The sequence below is a fragment of the Pseudomonas sp. NY8896 genome (assembly GCF_039634505.1).
Map to the genome: position 1 here is coordinate 6,744,765 of NZ_CP132350.1, position 16,338 is coordinate 6,761,102.

A 16,338-nucleotide genomic window follows, 5' to 3' on the forward strand; every position below is an offset into this window, starting at 1 on the left:
GGGCGAAATGGAGTAACTCAAGGTACGCAAAAATTGGTAACAACTCATGACTGAGGATTCGATCAGGCTCAGCACAAGCTACCTGCTCATTACCTTATCGGTCCTGTGTGTCTATATATGGCTGCAGAAGATCTCAAGGGGCTGACATTTACGCTGGCAAAATCAAACCCCCGCATCGAGCTCAAACAAAACCACCTCAACTAGACCGGCAACCATGATTCATGATAAAGCCTTACTAAAGCCTTCGATAACTACTATTACCACTATCGATTTCGCACAAAGAAAATACGAACTAAAATTAACACCGATGAGAAGCGGGATTAGGTTCCCCTCCCTACACCTAGTCCTGCGACGTTTCATCGTCCTTTGGTTTGCCGCCTGTTATCAGGCGGCTTTTTACCAACTCCGAATTTGCTATGGCGTCAACCAATATGACGACACCGGCAACACGTAGTCTCCTTGGGGTTATCATTAAAAATTACCCTCTCTTCGCTATGGCCGAAAGACCATAGCATTTTTATTGTCTATCGTAATTTCTCTACGACAATAGCACTAGCCAATTCATGGCGGCCTTAGATCAAGGTCATTTTCTTTCTGTGTATCTGCAAGAGCGCTAATTGCATCTTGCAATCTGTTGAACACCGGAGCCAATGCGGCAGCAATCTGGTCTGCTCGCTCAGTTGGGGTCCAAGCTCTTTTCCCGACAAACAACTCATCCCCAAATCGCGCTCTCAGCTTTGCCAGCTGATTGCTCACGGCAGGCTGCTTCACCCCCAGACATTCTGCAGCCCGGCTGACCCCGCCCTCACGATGTACAACCAGGAATGCAATCAGGCAATGAAGATCTGCGTCTAAAAGGGCACTTTCATCATATATCATTTTAAATACTCAACTCTTCTCGAGCAAAGAACGACCTGAAGCATATGCTTTTGCAATTGTTGCTCAAGCAATCGAGCAATGCAGAAAAGGTTGGGGTTGAATAGTGTTCAACCATGCTTTCTTCATCACTCCAAAACCCACTGATGATGAGCGAGCTAAACTGCTTGTTCAACGCAACCATCACGTAATTCAAACAATCAGAATCGCACTTGATGACATTCACAAGCTCATCAATAGTCAACAGCACGTCATCACTCGGACGACCGACAAAGCTCACTTCCAGAGCACTAACTGACACCAGACTCATGACTTCTACTCCCGACGTAAAATTGGCAAGCGCTCGCCATCTTGATCTTGAATAAGATGCGACGAATCAATTTCATGCTGAAAGTTAGGGCGACACTTAACCAAGCGCCACCCAACTTATCACATAGACTTCGTGCTCCAGCCGCCTCCAAGAGCCTTATAGAGTTGTACTTCGCTGTTGATCTGATTGAGCTGGTCATTCAGCAGTTGCTGCTGAGACGCGAACAACTCTCGTTGAGCATCCAAGACAGTCAGGTAGCTATCGATACCTTGGTCATATCTCTGCTGCGCCAGATCGAAGTAGGATTTGTAGTTCTCCACCAACTGGCTTTGGGCAGTGAGTTGCTTGCCATAGGTACCTCTAGCGGCCAATCCGTCAGCGACTTCCCGAAAAGCCGTTTGGATGCTTTTCTCATAGGTCGCTACGCTGACATCCTTCTGAATCTCGGCGTAGTCGAGGTTGGCCCGCAATCTGCCAGCGTTGAAAATGGGTACACTGATCTGCGGGGCAAAGCTCCAACTGTCAGATCCACCATTGAACAAACCATCCAAATCACGGCTGGCCGATCCAACCGAAGCAGTCAGGCTGATGCGCGGGAAGAACGCCGCCCGAGCAGCGCCGATGTTGGCATTGGCGGCCAACAGTTGGTGTTCGGCCGCACGGATATCGGGTCTGTTTAACAATAGGTCCGCCGGAAGCCCGGCTGGGACGTCCCCAATTGCGCTCATTGCCAAATGTGAGCCTTTCGGCAAGTCCTCAGGGATTTTTCCACCCACCAGCAACTGAAGAGCATTGGCATCTTCAGCAATTCGCCGGGTGTACAACGCTTTTTGCGCCTCTGCCTGATTCACCAGGGTGCGAGCTTGCCGGACATCGAGTTCTGAAGAGGTACCAGCCCCAGCGCTGGCCTCGATCATCGAGAGACTCTCGACGTAGCTATTCAGTGTCGCATCGGTCAGTTCCAAGAGTGCCTGATCAGTGCGCCATAGGAAGTAAGTGGTAGCCACGTCACCAACCAAGGCGATTTGTACGCTGTGCTGCGCTTCTTCCGTCGCCAGGTACTGCTGCAGTGCCTGGCTGGTCAGGCTCTTAATGCGGCCGAACAGATCCAGCTCGTAAGCGGTAACCAATCCCACTTCGTACTGGCTGTCGATGCGGGATTGCCCAGTTGGCGACAGGTCATCCGGCAGACGTCGCCGGCTGCCAGATGCAGCACCATCGAGCGTCGGGAATCGCTCTGCTCGCTGAATTTGATAGAGCGCCCTGTAGGCCTCGACATTTTTGGCTGCGACTCGCAAGTCGCGGTTGTTCTGCAGGGCAACATCCAGCAGACGGATGAGCGCTGGGTCTTTGAAGAACTGCTTCACCTCGGGCAGAGCCGTCGATGCACCTGCCTCAGCAACCGGCCCACTGTAAGCCTGGCCCTTTGGCCAACTTGCCTCAACTGGCGCGTCTGGCTGACGGTAATCGGGGATCAAACTGCACCCACTCAGCATGAGTACCGCAAAAACGGGGAGAGACTTAAACTTCATGAGTCTCTACCTCGCTGGCGTTAGGTTTACGCTTCATGAATCCCTCAAACAGCTTAACGACCACGACGTAGAACAAAGGCACGAAGAAGACAGCCAGCACGGTAGCGGTGATCATGCCCCCCACAACGCCGGTAGCGATGGAATGCTGACTACCAGCCCCGGCCCCAGACGCGATAGCCATAGGCAGCACGCCGAATGTGAAGGCAAGCGATGTCATGAGGATTGGGCGCAGCCGCAATTTCGCAGCCTCTACAGCGGCTTTGCCGATTGGGTAGCCCTGTTTCTCGTACAGCTCCTTGGCGAATTCAACGATCAAAATGGCGTTCTTCGCAGACAGGCCGACAGTCGTCATCAGGCCGACCTGGAAGTACACGTCAGCAGTAAGGTCGCGCCACAGCGTGGCCAAAACCGCGCCGAGAATGCCCAGTGGAACCACCATGATCACTGACACCGGTACCGACCAGCTCTCATAGAGAGCGGCCAGGCAGAGGAACACGATGAGAACAGTCAGCGCATACAGCAGGGGTGCTTGGTTGCCCGTTTGAATCTCTTCGTACGACAGACCCGTGTAGCTCAAACCGATGCCAGGTGGCAGCTGTTTCATGATTTCGGCGATTTCAATCATCGCGTCACCGGTGCTGTAGCCAGGTGCAGGCTCACCCAAAATGTTCAGGGCAGAGATGCCACCATAGCGTTCCAGTTTTGGAGAGCCATTGACCCACTCTCCAGTAGCGAAGGCCGAGAAAGGAACCATTTGCCCAAGGCTGTTGCGTACGTACCACTTGTCGAAGTCTTCAGGAGCAATGCGCGAAGTATCCTCGCCCTGGATGTACACCCGCTTAACGCGGCCACGATCAATGAAGTCGTTGACGTACATCGATCCCCAGGCTGCCGACATTGTTTCGTTGATGGCTGCAATGCTCACCTGCAGTGCACGAGCCTTCTCGTCATCGATGTTCACCTGGAACTGTGGTTCGTCATCCTTGCCGTTTGGACGGACAGCTTGGAGCTTTGTATTCTCACTCGCCAGTTGCAGGAACTGGTTCCGAGCCGCCATCAACGCCTCATGCCCAAGACCAAGGTTGTCCTGGAGATAGAGGTTGAAGCCCATGGCATTACCCATCTCCAAGATGGCTGGTGGAACGAATGCCATGACACTTGCGTCTTTGATCTTGGCGAAATGTTGATTCGCTCTCTGAGCTATGTCGAATACACCCTGACCCTTACCGTGACGCTCCTTCCAATCCTTGAACGTGATCAACACAAGGCCAGAGTTTTGACCGCGGCCAGCGAAGTTGAAGCCGTTTACCGTCATGAAGTGCTCAACAAGCACCCCCTCGTCGTTGGCCAGGTACTCACGCACTTCTTGCAGCACACCCTCGGTCCGCTCAGCCGAGGCGTTAGCCGGCATGCGCACCTCAATCATCATTAAGCCCTGGTCTTCATTGGGCAGAAATGCCTTTGGGATCTCCGTAAACAGATAACCCGTGCCGCCGGTGATCAGCACGAATGCCAGCAGGTACCGACCGCGATGCTTGAGCATTGCGCCAACACCCCGCTCAAAGCGCAGCGTGCCTCGGTCGAAGACTCGGTTAAACCAACCGAAGAAGCCTTTCTTCTCGTGATGACCATGACCTTCAGGAGCTTTGAGAATGGTCACGCACAGTGCCGGGGTGAACACGAGAGCGACAAAGATCGACAGCCCCATACACACGACGATCGTGATTGCGAACTGCTGGTAAATGATGCCGGCAGAGCCACCAAAGAAGGCCATTGGCACAAACACAGCCGACAGCACCATACCGATACCCACCAGGGCCCCGGAGATTTGGTCCATCGACTTGCGAGTGGCCTCGAGAGGCGATAAGCCTTCCTCGTGCATAAGCCGCTCGACGTTCTCCACCACAACGATCGCATCGTCCACCAACAACCCGATGGCCAGCACCATGGCGTACATGGTGAGAACGTTGATGTTTATGCCGAAGTAAGGCAGCAAGGCGAATGTGGCAAGCAGCACCACTGGTACTGCCAGCGTTGGGATCAACGTGGCCCGGAAGCTCTGCAGGAACAGGTACATCACCAGGAAGACCAGGACAACGGCCTCAAAGATGGTGTGCACCACCGACTCAATAGAAGCGTCGACGACGGGCGTCGTGTCGTAGGGGTAAATGACCTCAACCCCTTCAGGCAGGTATGCCTTCTGCTGATCCATCAGCTTCTTGACCGCAGCTACGGTTTCCAAGAGGTTGCCGCCAGTGGACAGTCGCAACGCCAAACTGGCAGTAGGCGAGTCCCTGTATTGGGCGGAGATCGCGAAACTGTCCGCCCCAAGCTCTGCGCGGCCCACATCCTTCACTCGGACTTGGGAGCCATCCGCATTGACCTTGACCAAGATCTCTTCGAACTGGCTTGGCGTGGTCATGCGAGTCTTACTCAGAACGGTCGCATTGAGTTGCACGCCAGAGCGGGTTGGCAATCCACCCAATTGGCCAGACGATACCTGGACGTTTTGCTCACGAATCGCAGTCGCAACGTCGGTCGGAGTCAATTGGTAGCTGTTGAGCTTGCCTGGATCCAGCCAGATGCGCATAGCGTAGGGCGAACCAAACAGCTGGAAGTCGCCAACACCGGGTATACGAGAGATTGGATCTTGCAACTGTGAAGCAATCAGGTTGCCCAGATCGAAGTTGTCCAACTTGCCGGATCGATCAACCAGGCTCATTACCAGGAAGAAGTTCATCTGGTACTTAACAACCCGAAGCCCCTGCCGCTGCACTTCTTCCGGCAAGCGCGGTGTCGCGAGCTGCAGTTTGTTCTGCACCTGTACCTGCGCGATGTCAGGATCAGTTCCCTGCTCAAAGGTCACGATGATGGTCATGCTACCGTCAGAGGCACTCTCTGCCGACATGTAGCGGAACCCATCCAGACCACTGAGTTGCTGCTCAATAACCTGAACCACCGTGTCCTGAACCGTTTGTGCGGAAGCCCCCGGGTAGCTCACCTGAATGGATACCGCAGGTGCTGCAATGTTCGGATACTGGCTAATCGGCATTTTTACCAGCGACAACGCGCCGGCAAGCATCGCGACAATTGCAAGAACCCAGGCGAAAATCGGCCTGTCGATGAAAAATCGAGACATGACTGTCGCCCCCTCAGTTAGCCGAGGCTTCAGTTTTGGTAGCAAAATCAGCTACCAGATCGACGTTTTTCGCTTCTACAGCGTTGACTGCAATACCGCTGCGGACACGCTGGACACCTTCGGTGATGATTCGCTCACCAGCATTAACGCCTTTGCCTATCAGCCAGGCGTTCCCCACCGTGCGAAGGGTCTCAACTTCACGTGATTCGACCGTATTGTCCGATTTCACAACCCAGACAGTCGGGACACCCCGCGTATCACGGCTAATAGCCTGCTGTGGCACCAGAATTGCCGCCTGCTGAACACCTTCCTTGAGCAGCGCGTGGACAAACATGCCTGGCAGCAGCTTGCGGTCTGGATTAGGGAATTCGGCACGCAGGGTGACCGACCCAGTTGTCGGATCGACGCTGACTTCCGAGAACTTGAGCACACCTGGTAACGGGTAAGCACTGCCATCATCCAGACTCAGGCTGACATGTGCTTGGTTCTCTCCCGAGTTCTGCAGTCGACCGGATTCCAACGCCTTTTGCAGGCCCAGAAGCTTAGTGATCGGCTGGGTCACGTCTACGTAGATAGGATCAAGCTGAGTCACGGTGGCCAGCGACTGGGCTTGGCCGTTGGTAACGAGCGCCCCTTCAGTTACTGCTGAACGGCCAATGCGCCCCGAGATGGGAGACAGCACGCGGGTGTACTGGACGTCGATGCGAGCGACTTGATAGTCGGCCTCAGCCTGTTTCCAGGCCGCCAATGCGTCGTCGTACTGCTGTTTGCTGACGGCCTTGGTCTGCAGCAGTGTTTCATAGCGCCGCGCCAAGTTTTCTGCGGTCGTACGGTTGGCCTCAGCACGGCGAAGTCGAGCCTCATAGGTACGAGGATCAATTTGATACAGCTGCTGCCCCAGTTTGACCTCAGCACCCTCAACAAACGAACGCTTCTCGAGAATTCCTGAAACCTGCGGACGCACTTCTGCAACCCGGTAAGCCGACGTACGCCCCGGCAAGTCGGTGGTCAAAGTCAGCGCTTGCGAACGGACCGTATAGACACCCACCTCAGGGGGCGTAGCCGCCACGCTTGACTGCTTTTGTTCTCCACACCCCGTTATCAGCATCAGCGCAACGAAGGGCATCACGCGAGTTGCGCGCAAAGGTCGTAAGTGTTTCACCAGTTGGCTCCATGTCTCCGCCCCTGTACCGAGGCCAGTGTTATGTGAATCGCATTGTGGGCAAGTGTATCATTATGCGATACGATGGATGCAAGCGAACCAGAACGACCGTCGGTCGCGGTGATAAGTCGTCAACGATCAGGACAGGTGACTGGCTTGAGTAAACGGGGAGCTCTAAAGTGACGACCACATAGAGAGAGGGCCGCGGCGGAAATCCGCGCAGAGGAAGGGTTATGAATCAAGCAGACGATATCGGTGGGAAGAGTGGCGGCATTCAGGTCATTGCTCGAGCCGCCTCCATCATGCGTGCACTTGGCAACCACCCACACGGGCTGAGCCTGGCCGCCATCGCACAGTTGGTGGGATTGCCCCGCTCGACCGTGCAACGAATCATCAATGCCCTTGAGGAAGAGTTTCTGGTGGAAGCGCTTGGGCCAAGCGGTGGCTTCCGACTCGGGCCTGCGCTAGGCCAACTCATCAACCAGGCGCAAACCGACATCCTTTCATTGGTAAAACCCTACCTACACTCACTCGCGGAAGAGCTCGACGAGTCGGTCTGCTTGGCGTCGCTTGCGGGGGAGAAAATCTATGTCTTGGACCGCATTGTGTCCGAGCGTGAACTGCGGGTTGTCTTCCCAATCGGAATCAACGTGCCGGCAGCTGCAACCGCAGCAGGTAAAGTGCTTCTCGCGGCACTCCCTGAAGATTCGCTTCAAACGGCACTCGCCGAGAAGCTTCCTATTTTCACCCCCAACACACTGGGGCGTCAGGATCTGATCAAGCAGCTGGTAGCGGTCAGAGCGGATGGGGTGGCGAGTGATATCGATGAACACATTGATGGCGTGTGCTCATTCGCAACCTTGCTGGATACTTACCTAGGCTACTACTCGCTCGCTGTAGTGATGCCAAGCTCCAGGGCCAGGCTGCAAGCTGACTCGATTAAAGAATCACTTCTGCTAAGCAAGCAGAACATCGAGCGTGCGATTGGCCGTGCCTCGAAGAAAACGAACTGAAGTCGATGGCCAGGAAGACAGCAGCTGAGGCTGAGGAGACGCGACAGCGCATTATTGACGCTGCTGTTGGGGTTTTCGCTTCCCTAGGCGTTTCAGACACCACGCTAGATCTAATAGCTAAAAAGGCAGGCGTCACACGTGGTGCCGTCTACTGGCATTTCAACGGTAAGCAGGAGGTGCTCGAGGCAGTGCTGTCATCTCGGCGGCATCCACTTGAGCTGGAATTTTCCGCAGAGAGGGGAATCGAGCGCTCCTGGGAGGTGGTTGTAGCTGCCATGCTGGAGGCAGTCCATAGCCCTGAATCAAAGCAGTTCTCAGAGATCCTGATTTACCAGGGACTGGATGAATCGAGCTTGATCCATAACCGTATGGTGCAAGCGAGCAACCGTTTCCAGCAGTACATTCATCAGGTTCTTCGGAATGCGATTGACCAGGGTGATTTGCCACCAACGCTGGACCTTCACACCTCAATAGCCGTCTTTAAGGGACTGGTCACCGGTCTGCTCTATGAGGGACTACGAAGCAAGGATCAGCCGAACCAAGTGATCGTGGTAGCGCTCAGATCATTCTTGGCCTTGCTCAAGAAGCCTCCTTGCTACTTAGTAGGCAAGGAGGTTCGGCAAGGCTATCCGTTTTAGTATATCGCTCGCCGCAGAGTCGACTGGATAGTCAATCACTGTACACCCCAAGGCCGGTTACCCAACCTTGAAGAGCTCGACCAAGCCCTGTTGATTCTCGACTTGAACCCTGAGTTCATGGCTGGCAGTAAATGATTCGTCCGCCAACTTTGAGATGTCACTTGCAGTGTTATCGATCTTCGTCATACTTTGCTGAATTTCACTTGCAACGATAGCTTGTTCTTCAGCGGCACTTGCGATCTGCGCACTCATATCATTTATCTTCAAAACCGAGCTAGCGATATTATTTAGCGCTTCGCTGACACGCTCAGATTGGCTCACACTATCAGCAGCTTTACCTTGACTAGAGTTTATGGAATTAACCGCCTCTTGCGTACCTTGTTGGAGAAGCATAATCAGGCTCTCAATTTCGGAAGTGGCCCTTTGGGTTTTCTGAGCGAGTGCCCTCACCTCATCAGCGACCACAGCAAAGCCGCGACCTTGCTCACCCGCTCTTGCAGCTTCAATTGCAGCATTCAATGCCAGCAGATTAGTTTGTTCGGCAATGCCACGAATAACCTTCAAGATCTGGCTGATGCTATCGCTTTCTGACGCCAGCTTTCTAACCGCATCCGCAGCGTTGGAAATTTCAGCGGCTAACGATTTAACGGCATTGGAGCTGACCGCGACTACTTGAGCTCCTACGCCGGCCTGATCATTCGCATAGCTTGCAGACACAGACGCCTCACTCGCGCTGCGGGCAATCTCTTGTGTAGTTGCAGTCATTTCATTGATGGCGGTAACCACAAGTGAAATCTCTTCCTTCTGGGAGCCAAGCCCATTCTTAGTTTGTTCTGCGTTGCCAGCTGATGCAATTGAAGAAAGCCTGACTTGGCGAACAGAGATAATGATCTGCTTAACCATAGCCTGTAACTTATCTAGAAAACCATTGAGATTGTTAGCGACGCCTCCCACTTCATCGTTTCTCTTAATGCTCAATCTGCCTGTTAAATCACCATCACCGGCAGCTACTTCGTAAAGCATTTGTCGTAGGTCTCGTATAGGTGCAACGATCCTTACGCTGAGCCACAACATAGTAACTATTCCAAGCGCTCCAAGAAGCAACCCAAAAATTCCGAGTGAGAATATCGAGCTATCGCTACTTTGGCGCAGGTCAACCTGCAGACGCATCAACTCTGATTCTACGGCTTCCAATGGAAGTCTGATCATGATTGTCCAACTGGTTTCACTGCCAGCAACTGCAAACGGCATGAACAGCTCAACAACGCCATGGATTCTATCCAGCTTGTAGGCTGAACCCTGTTTTGAGCTATTGTATAACGCGACCTCATCGCTATTGAGGATCTCATTCACGTTATGAGTAATGAGATTGTTATCCTTGCTGTAGGCGATAACTCTTCCATTTTTCCCGATGATTGCTACTTCACCTACACCGGACAACATCTTCTCATTAGAGGCTTCTGCGAGATTTTGTATGAAAGCGATCGAAGGCGCATTGGTCGCAATGCCAACAAAATTCCCACCAACAATTATCGGACTAGAGAAAACTGGTAGTAAAATCTGTCCTTTATCTGTTTCATAACTTCTGGGATCTAGAACGCATAGCGTTCTCTTTTCTTTCGGGCACAAATAATATTCGCCTTTGCGAAACCCTTCAGCAGCCAGCTCAGGATTGCCCATGTCAGTCATAGATATCAGCATCGGGCCTGATGCAGTTTTTAGCCAAGCAGGTAGAAAACGGCCTTGCTCATCATGACCAGGCTGTCCGCGATGAGCTGCGTCATTTTTATCAAGCCCCCCTGGCTCCAAGCCTATGCCGATAGTCAGAAGACCTGGATTGCTCTCCATGAACGTTTTAAGCATATCTGTCAGGGCTTTCCGGCTCACCCCTGCCAGCGATTCTTGCTGAGCCTGAGATGACACTACATCTGCAAGAGCTTTTGTTACCAGTGCTGCGTTAGCCAAACCCGCCGAAATCTTTTCAGCTTGCTGACCAGCATTCGCAAACAAATATTTCTCAATATTTTTTTCCTGCAATCCCTGAACACGATGACTGACCAGCTCAAAGACTTCAGAATTACTTTTATAGACGGCAGCCAAGAAAGACAAAACAGCAACCAGCAATATAGAACCAGAATAAACAGCAATTGACGAGCGTATAGACTTCATTATTATTGTGCCTCCACGAATTTCGCGACGACTGCCCTTGGTGTCAACTCCAAATGCACGATGGTCTTTCTGATGCGGCGAAAGAAAGCCGATCGACTTTCTTTCGCCTTAATCAGCGACAATAGGCGTTCGCCATTGTTGCAACGGCTATCGAACATTCTAAAGGTCGAGATAGGTTCTTTTAGATTGCCAGCGCTCGCTCACGCAGCTCGCTATTTAGGATGCGATCGTTCTCGCTGTAGTCAACTGGGCAGTCGATCACGTGCACGCCTGGATTAGAAATGCAGTGGTCGAGCAGCGGCTGCAGTGCATCTGCGCTCTCCACGCGGTACCCGTGGGCGCCGTAGGCTTCGGCATACTTGACGAAGTCCGGGTTGCCGTAGTCCAGGCCGAAATCGGTGAAGCCCATGTTTGCCTGCTTCCAGCGGATCATGCCGTAACCGTCGTCACGGAAGATCACCACGGTGATGTGCATGCCAAGGCGCACCGCAGTTTCCAGTTCCTGGCTGTTCATCATGAAGCCGCCATCGCCGCACACCGAGATCACCGGGCGATCCGGGTACACCAGGTGCGCCGCCATGGCCGACGGCAGGCCAGCGCCCATGGTAGCCAGGGCGTTGTCGAGCAGCACTGTGTTGGGCTTGTGCGCCTTGTAGTTACGGGCGAACCAGATTTTGTAGATGCCGTTGTCCAGGGCCACGATGCCTTCGGACGGCAGCACGCGACGGATATCGGCGACCAGGCGCTGCGGGTAGACCGGGAAGCGGTTGTCGTCGGCGCCTTCGGCGATCTGAGCTTCGTTGGCTTCACGGATGGCCATGAGGCGGGTGAAGTCCCAGTGCCCGGTGTCGTTCAGCGCTTCGCTGATCTGCCACACGGCGTTGGCGATGTCGCCGATCACTTCGACCTGCGGGAAGTACACGGCATCGACTTCGGCGGAGCGGAAGCTGATGTGGATGACTTCGGTGCCGCCACGGACCATGAAGAACGGCGGCTTCTCGATCACATCGTGGCCGATGTTGATGATCAGGTCGGCAGCTTCAACCGCACGGTGTACGAAGTCACCGGACGACAGGGCAGCGTTACCCAGGAAGCGCGGATGCCGCTCGTCGACCACACCTTTACCCATCTGGGTGGTGATAAACGGAATGCCGGTCTTGTCGATCAGCTGCTTGAGGACCTTGGCGGTCATCTTGCGGTTGGCGCCGGCACCGATCACCAGGATCGGGTTGCGCGCAGCTTGAAGTTTCTCAACCGCAGCCTCGATGGCCTTGTGCTCGGCCAACGGCCTGCGGTGCAGGCTGCGTGGTACTGGTAGAGCATCGGTCTGCTCAGCGGCGATGTCTTCCGGCAGCTCCAGGTGCACGGCACCCGGCTTCTCTTCTTCCGCCAGACGGAAGGCTTCGCGCATGCGGGCCGGGATGTTGTCGGCCGAGGCGAACTGGTGGGTGTACTTGGTGATGGGGTCCATCATGCCGCACACGTCGATGATCTGGAAACGGCCCTGCTTGGACTTCTTGATCGGCTTCTGGCCGGTGATCATCATCATCGGCATGCCGCCCAGGTAAGCGTACGCACTGGCGGTCACCAGGTTGGTCGCGCCAGGGCCCAGGGTCGACAGGCTGACGCCGGTCTTACCAGTCAGGCGGCCATAGGTGGCGGCCATGAAGCCCGCGGACTGTTCATGGCGGGTCAGAACCAGATTGATCTTCGACTTGCGCAGGGATTCCAATAGGTCGAGGTTTTCCTCACCGGGAATGCCGAAGACATATTCGACACCTTCGTTTTCCAAGCACTGCACAACAACATCGGCGGCCTTAGCCATAGTTAACCTCATCGCACTCAAGGCAGTTCATCACCCACAGAGCAACGCTCACCAGCAAAGCATTGCTGACCTCGGGGTCCGGAACAGTCAGTTTTGGTAGCCGTGCTAGGAACGCGTGGGGCCACGCGGGTGACGGCACTCTTTATGGCTGAGGAATCATTCCCCAGATGAATAAAGACCCGGCCGAAGCCGGGCCCAGAGAAAAATCTAACCGAGCACGTTTTGAAGTGCTTGCTGCAATTGGACTACAGCGTCATCGGCAGTCCAGACAGCATCGCTTTGACGCCATGCAACATAGCCATCAGGCCTAACCAGAATGGCGCCGGCTTCATGGACTTCGCGCACAGACTGCCAATCGCAGTACAGATCTGCAGTGCCTTTGGCACCCGTGACGACGGTCTTGAGGAACGGCAACTCCAAGCGCTTCGCCGCATCAATCCATGCCTGCCCTGCAAGACCGGTGATCAGCGTCATTTTCCCTTTACCCACTACGTCGAGGGTAGATACTCGATGGCCAGTCTCATTTACCAGCCAAGCATGCGGGAGCTTCGCACCAGGGCGAGTCGTTGCCTGCAGGTAGAGCTCTTTATCGCGAGCCCATACCTCTTCACCAGCACTTGAATCGGCCACAACAGCAGAGGACTGGTAGCGCTGATTCAACTCAACACCCTGGGCGTTGAATTCACGGTTCTTGATCTCGAGCGCGCGCTGCAGATTCATGCGGACCTCGACCCCTGCCGGGCTTGGATCGCGCATGCGCTCCAAAAGCTTGGCGATAGTGTCGACCCCTTTACCGAAGTTGAAACACTCCTTCAACAACGCATAATCCTTACGCGACTGGTTCGCACGCGCCACAATCTGCTTACCTACAGGCGCACGCTCGGCCGTATAGCTTCCAAGCAGCCCTGGGCTCGCGAAGCCTTGAAGTACATAGGCCAATTTCCATGCTAGGTTGAAACCGTCCTGCATGCAGGTGTTCGAACCCAAGCCACTGGATGGCGGATGACGGTGAACTGCGTCACCGGCACAGAACACGCGGCCTCGCGAGTACTCGGTAGCATGTGCTTGGTTTACGTACCAAGTCGACATGCGTTCGATCTGAACTTCCAGATTAGGGTCACCAACCAACAAGCGAATCTTCTGCAGAACTGCTTCTGGCGAGAGGTCTGGGGAGCCTTTGGTCATGTCAAAGCCCCACCCAGCAATCCACTGATCCCACGGGCGGATAGCACGCAGCAGGCCCATGCCGATTTCCCCAAAACCAGCCTCTGGCGTGGCGATCCACTGCAAAATGCTGGGACGGTGCTCAACATATTTGCGTAGGTCGGCATTGAAGATCACATAAGCAGTGCCTGCCCGAGCCATCTCACCTTCGATCGGCAGGCCAATTTCTTTGGCGACTTTAGAGTTAGCTCCGTCGGCGCCGACCAAGTACTTGGCTCGCACCTGGTACTCAGCCCCAGTGAGAACGTCTTTCAAGAGAGCGGTTACACCTTCGGAGTCTTCTTCGTGACTCATGTACTCGGTGTTGAAGCTGACTTGTGCGCCACGAGCTGCAGCGTTCTTGAGCAGGATTGCTTCCATCTCCGGCTGGATCAAGTCCAACATAGTGCAGGGGCTACCTTGGACATAATCGCCTTTGCGTTTGTCACCGGTGCCCCAAGTACGCATACGGGCGATTTCTTCACCTGCCAGGCTTGTGGTAAATAACGTGTCACCCATCTGATCCCATGGGGTAGCAGCTCTCAGCACTTCGTCTTCCAAGCCCAAGTCGCGCACAACTTCCATAGCACGCTGGTTCGTGATGTGCGCTCGTGGAGAGTTCGCCAACCAGTTGAACATGGTGACCATTTTGACTCGCACGCCATAAGTGGCGAGTGCCAAGGCAGTAGTCGCACCTGCGGGGCCGGTGCCGATGACTAGAACATCGGTATCGAAGCTGTTGGAGGTAGTCATTTCTTATTCTCCAGGCATTACATATTGATGCTCAGAACTTGCACGCAAGCCCGGAACACGTCCGACAGATCCCGAAGTTCGCCCGGCAAGCGGTTGCCGCCGAGTGGCCATTCGAGAGATAGATTTATAGGGAGAGTCGCGTCCTACTTCAGCCGCGCGCGGGGCCAAGTGGACCGGATGGGGGATGGGTGATTCATGGTACCTCCTGATCTTGTATTTTTTTTCAGGCCATCAGAGTGTCTGTTCAGCTTGATCGCTGGTTAGGCAGAACTCTCAATTCATACTTGCATGCTAGCATGCAAGAAAACCCGTCGCAATCACCCCTCACTGCCTTTCGTCCCCGAGATTGCTCAAAAAAAAGCCACGGCGTGAGCACGTGGCTAAAGGGTGTCGCACGTAGGAGGGGTCTACGCAGGCTTCACCAAAGGGCAAAGGTATAATCGATGTTTACACGCAGTTCGTTGTCATCTCGGTGGGTGGCCCCCGGCCCGAAGTCATTGCGGTACCAAGCGTGCCTTACCCTAAACGCGACATCCTTGAAGGTGCCGCTCTGGATCACGTAAGAAAGCTCAACGTCTTTCTCTGTCTCCTGCAGGTTGCTGCCCCCCAGCTTTGGCAGATCAATGTTGTCACCACTGACATAGCGAAGCATTCCCTTCAGCCCAGGGATGCCCGCGCCTACAAAATCGTAGTCATATTTGACCTGCCAGCTTCTCTCCTTGGGATTGAGAAACTCCGAGCTCAATGTGCCTTCGGTGATGACAAGAGGCTCGGTGCCAAATAGGTAAGGCATAGCCGTGTCACCGGTTAACTGCATGTATCCAGCGCCCAAGCGGTGCACACCCAGCTGGTAGGTGAGCATCAACGCGGTGTTCCGGTTGTCTACCTTCCCAGCTTTCGAAGCACCGTCTTCGCGCGAATCATAAAAGCGGAAATCAGAGGTCAATCGACCAGGTCCGATTTCGCGGTTGTCCACGAACCCGACGTAGTTCTTGTCGTAGATATCTTCAAGCTGCGCGTAGTAGTACTTGAGGGTAAGGTTCTTCGACCAAGCGTAATCGCCTCCCAAGAAATAGAAGGCATCTGATTCAGCTGCCCCATTGAAGCGGCCATTTGGTGCCGCTATCCGCATCTTCTGGTAATCGGTCGAGTCACGCAGGTTGATTCGGTCAAGCCACCCAGCATGCAGCGACAGGCCATCAATGTCCTGCGAACGTAGATAGGTACCGCGGAAGGTCTGCGGCAGCAGACGGGTTGGACTCGCGAATGCAATTGGCAGAAATGTACTGACAGTGCCGTACTGAAGCTCGGTCTTGGAGATCTTCATTTTGGCTGTCAAACCCAGCTCGGAATAATCCCTGGCTGGCTCTCTGGTGCTAGCCGAAAAAGGCAACAGACCCGTTCCGACCCGATCACTCGACGAGTCCAGTCGTAACCCCATCATGGCTTGAGCATCCATACCAAAGCCCACCGGCCCGTCAGTAAAGCCGGAAGAGAAATTGACGATGAATCCTTGGGCCCATTCCCGAGCAGCAGCTTGCGGGGTCTCGTTGATGTAGTTGCGGTCAAAGTAGTAGTTGCGCAGGGTGACCTTGGCTTTCGAATCTTCGATGAATCCCGCCGCCTGGATGGAAGTCGCCTGTGCTGCAAGCAAGCCCGCTAGGGCTGCAGTTCTAGATCTGCTCATGTCGTGTCTTCTTTTTTGTTCTTGTTGGTGA

Annotated in this window: 11 protein-coding genes; 2 read left to right on the top strand and 9 right to left on the bottom strand. The window is 54.2% G+C overall.

The window, feature by feature from the left end:
• Window positions 1–561 precede the first annotated feature (561 nt).
• The 5 genes from Q9451_RS30565 to srpA all read right to left on the bottom strand — a co-directional run bounded on the left by Q9451_RS30565 (window position 562) and on the right by srpA (window position 7,019).
• Window positions 562–879 (bottom strand): LysR family transcriptional regulator, encoded by a 318-nt coding sequence (locus Q9451_RS30565; protein WP_345960843.1) that lies wholly within the window; start codon window positions 877–879, stop codon window positions 562–564.
• A gap of 1 nt (window position 880) precedes the next feature.
• A complete protein-coding gene (locus Q9451_RS30570) occupies window positions 881–1,186 on the bottom strand; it encodes a hypothetical protein (RefSeq protein ID WP_345960844.1) in 306 nt (101 codons plus the stop codon).
• A 119-nt stretch (window positions 1,187–1,305) separates the two neighbouring features.
• Complete coding sequence (srpC, locus tag Q9451_RS30575; protein WP_345960845.1) at window positions 1,306–2,718, bottom strand: solvent efflux RND transporter outer membrane subunit SrpC; 1,413 nt, start codon at window positions 2,716–2,718, stop codon at window positions 1,306–1,308.
• Entirely contained in the window at window positions 2,708–5,857 is a 3,150-nt protein-coding gene (srpB, locus tag Q9451_RS30580) for a solvent efflux RND transporter permease subunit SrpB (RefSeq protein WP_345960846.1), read from the bottom strand. Before srpB ends, srpC begins: the two co-directional genes overlap by 11 nt.
• Window positions 5,858–5,870: 13 nt before the next feature.
• A complete protein-coding gene (gene srpA / locus Q9451_RS30585; protein ID WP_345960847.1) occupies window positions 5,871–7,019 on the bottom strand; it encodes a solvent efflux RND transporter periplasmic adaptor subunit SrpA in 1,149 nt (382 codons plus the stop codon).
• A gap of 233 nt (window positions 7,020–7,252) precedes the next feature.
• Here srpA and srpS point away from each other — a divergent pair, with 233 nt between their 5' ends.
• Window positions 7,253–8,032: a solvent efflux transporter transcriptional repressor SrpS gene (srpS, locus tag Q9451_RS30590; protein WP_345960848.1), complete on the top strand. Its 780-nt coding sequence runs from the start codon at window positions 7,253–7,255 to the stop codon at window positions 8,030–8,032.
• Window positions 8,033–8,037: 5 nt separating this feature from the next.
• Window positions 8,038–8,670 (top strand): TetR family transcriptional regulator, encoded by a 633-nt coding sequence (locus Q9451_RS30595; RefSeq protein WP_345960849.1) that lies wholly within the window; start codon window positions 8,038–8,040, stop codon window positions 8,668–8,670.
• A 57-nt stretch (window positions 8,671–8,727) separates the two neighbouring features.
• On the opposite strand, the gene Q9451_RS30600 is transcribed toward Q9451_RS30595, so the two are convergent.
• The 4 genes from Q9451_RS30600 to Q9451_RS30615 form a co-directional block, all read right to left on the bottom strand.
• The gene (locus Q9451_RS30600; protein ID WP_345960850.1) at window positions 8,728–10,839 is read right to left on the bottom strand and encodes a methyl-accepting chemotaxis protein; all 2,112 of its coding nucleotides are present in this window, start codon (window positions 10,837–10,839) and stop codon (window positions 8,728–8,730) included.
• A gap of 181 nt (window positions 10,840–11,020) precedes the next feature.
• A complete protein-coding gene (locus Q9451_RS30605; RefSeq protein WP_345960851.1) occupies window positions 11,021–12,664 on the bottom strand; it encodes an acetolactate synthase large subunit in 1,644 nt (547 codons plus the stop codon).
• A 207-nt stretch (window positions 12,665–12,871) separates the two neighbouring features.
• Window positions 12,872–14,620, bottom strand: a complete 1,749-nt coding sequence (locus Q9451_RS30610) for an FAD-dependent monooxygenase (RefSeq protein ID WP_345960852.1) — start codon at window positions 14,618–14,620, stop codon at window positions 12,872–12,874.
• A 418-nt stretch (window positions 14,621–15,038) separates the two neighbouring features.
• Window positions 15,039–16,307, bottom strand: a complete 1,269-nt coding sequence (locus Q9451_RS30615; protein WP_345960853.1) for an OprD family porin — start codon at window positions 16,305–16,307, stop codon at window positions 15,039–15,041.
• Window positions 16,308–16,338 lie beyond the last annotated feature (31 nt).

Excerpts from the sequence above, each read along its gene's own strand:
- Q9451_RS30565 (WP_345960843.1), bottom strand. The coding sequence starts at position 879 with ATGATATATGATGAAAGTGCCCTTTTAGACGCAGATCTTCATTGCCTG.
- Q9451_RS30570 (WP_345960844.1), bottom strand. The coding sequence starts at position 1,186 with ATGAGTCTGGTGTCAGTTAGTGCTCTGGAAGTGAGCTTTGTCGGTCGT.
- srpC (WP_345960845.1), bottom strand. The coding sequence starts at position 2,718 with ATGAAGTTTAAGTCTCTCCCCGTTTTTGCGGTACTCATGCTGAGTGGG.
- srpB (WP_345960846.1), bottom strand. The coding sequence starts at position 5,857 with ATGTCTCGATTTTTCATCGACAGGCCGATTTTCGCCTGGGTTCTTGCA.
- srpS (WP_345960848.1), top strand. The coding sequence starts at position 7,253 with ATGAATCAAGCAGACGATATCGGTGGGAAGAGTGGCGGCATTCAGGTC.
- Q9451_RS30595 (WP_345960849.1), top strand. The coding sequence starts at position 8,038 with ATGGCCAGGAAGACAGCAGCTGAGGCTGAGGAGACGCGACAGCGCATT.
- Q9451_RS30600 (WP_345960850.1), bottom strand. The coding sequence starts at position 10,839 with ATGAAGTCTATACGCTCGTCAATTGCTGTTTATTCTGGTTCTATATTG.
- Q9451_RS30605 (WP_345960851.1), bottom strand. The coding sequence starts at position 12,664 with ATGGCTAAGGCCGCCGATGTTGTTGTGCAGTGCTTGGAAAACGAAGGT.
- Q9451_RS30610 (WP_345960852.1), bottom strand. The coding sequence starts at position 14,620 with ATGACTACCTCCAACAGCTTCGATACCGATGTTCTAGTCATCGGCACC.
- Q9451_RS30615 (WP_345960853.1), bottom strand. The coding sequence starts at position 16,307 with ATGAGCAGATCTAGAACTGCAGCCCTAGCGGGCTTGCTTGCAGCACAG.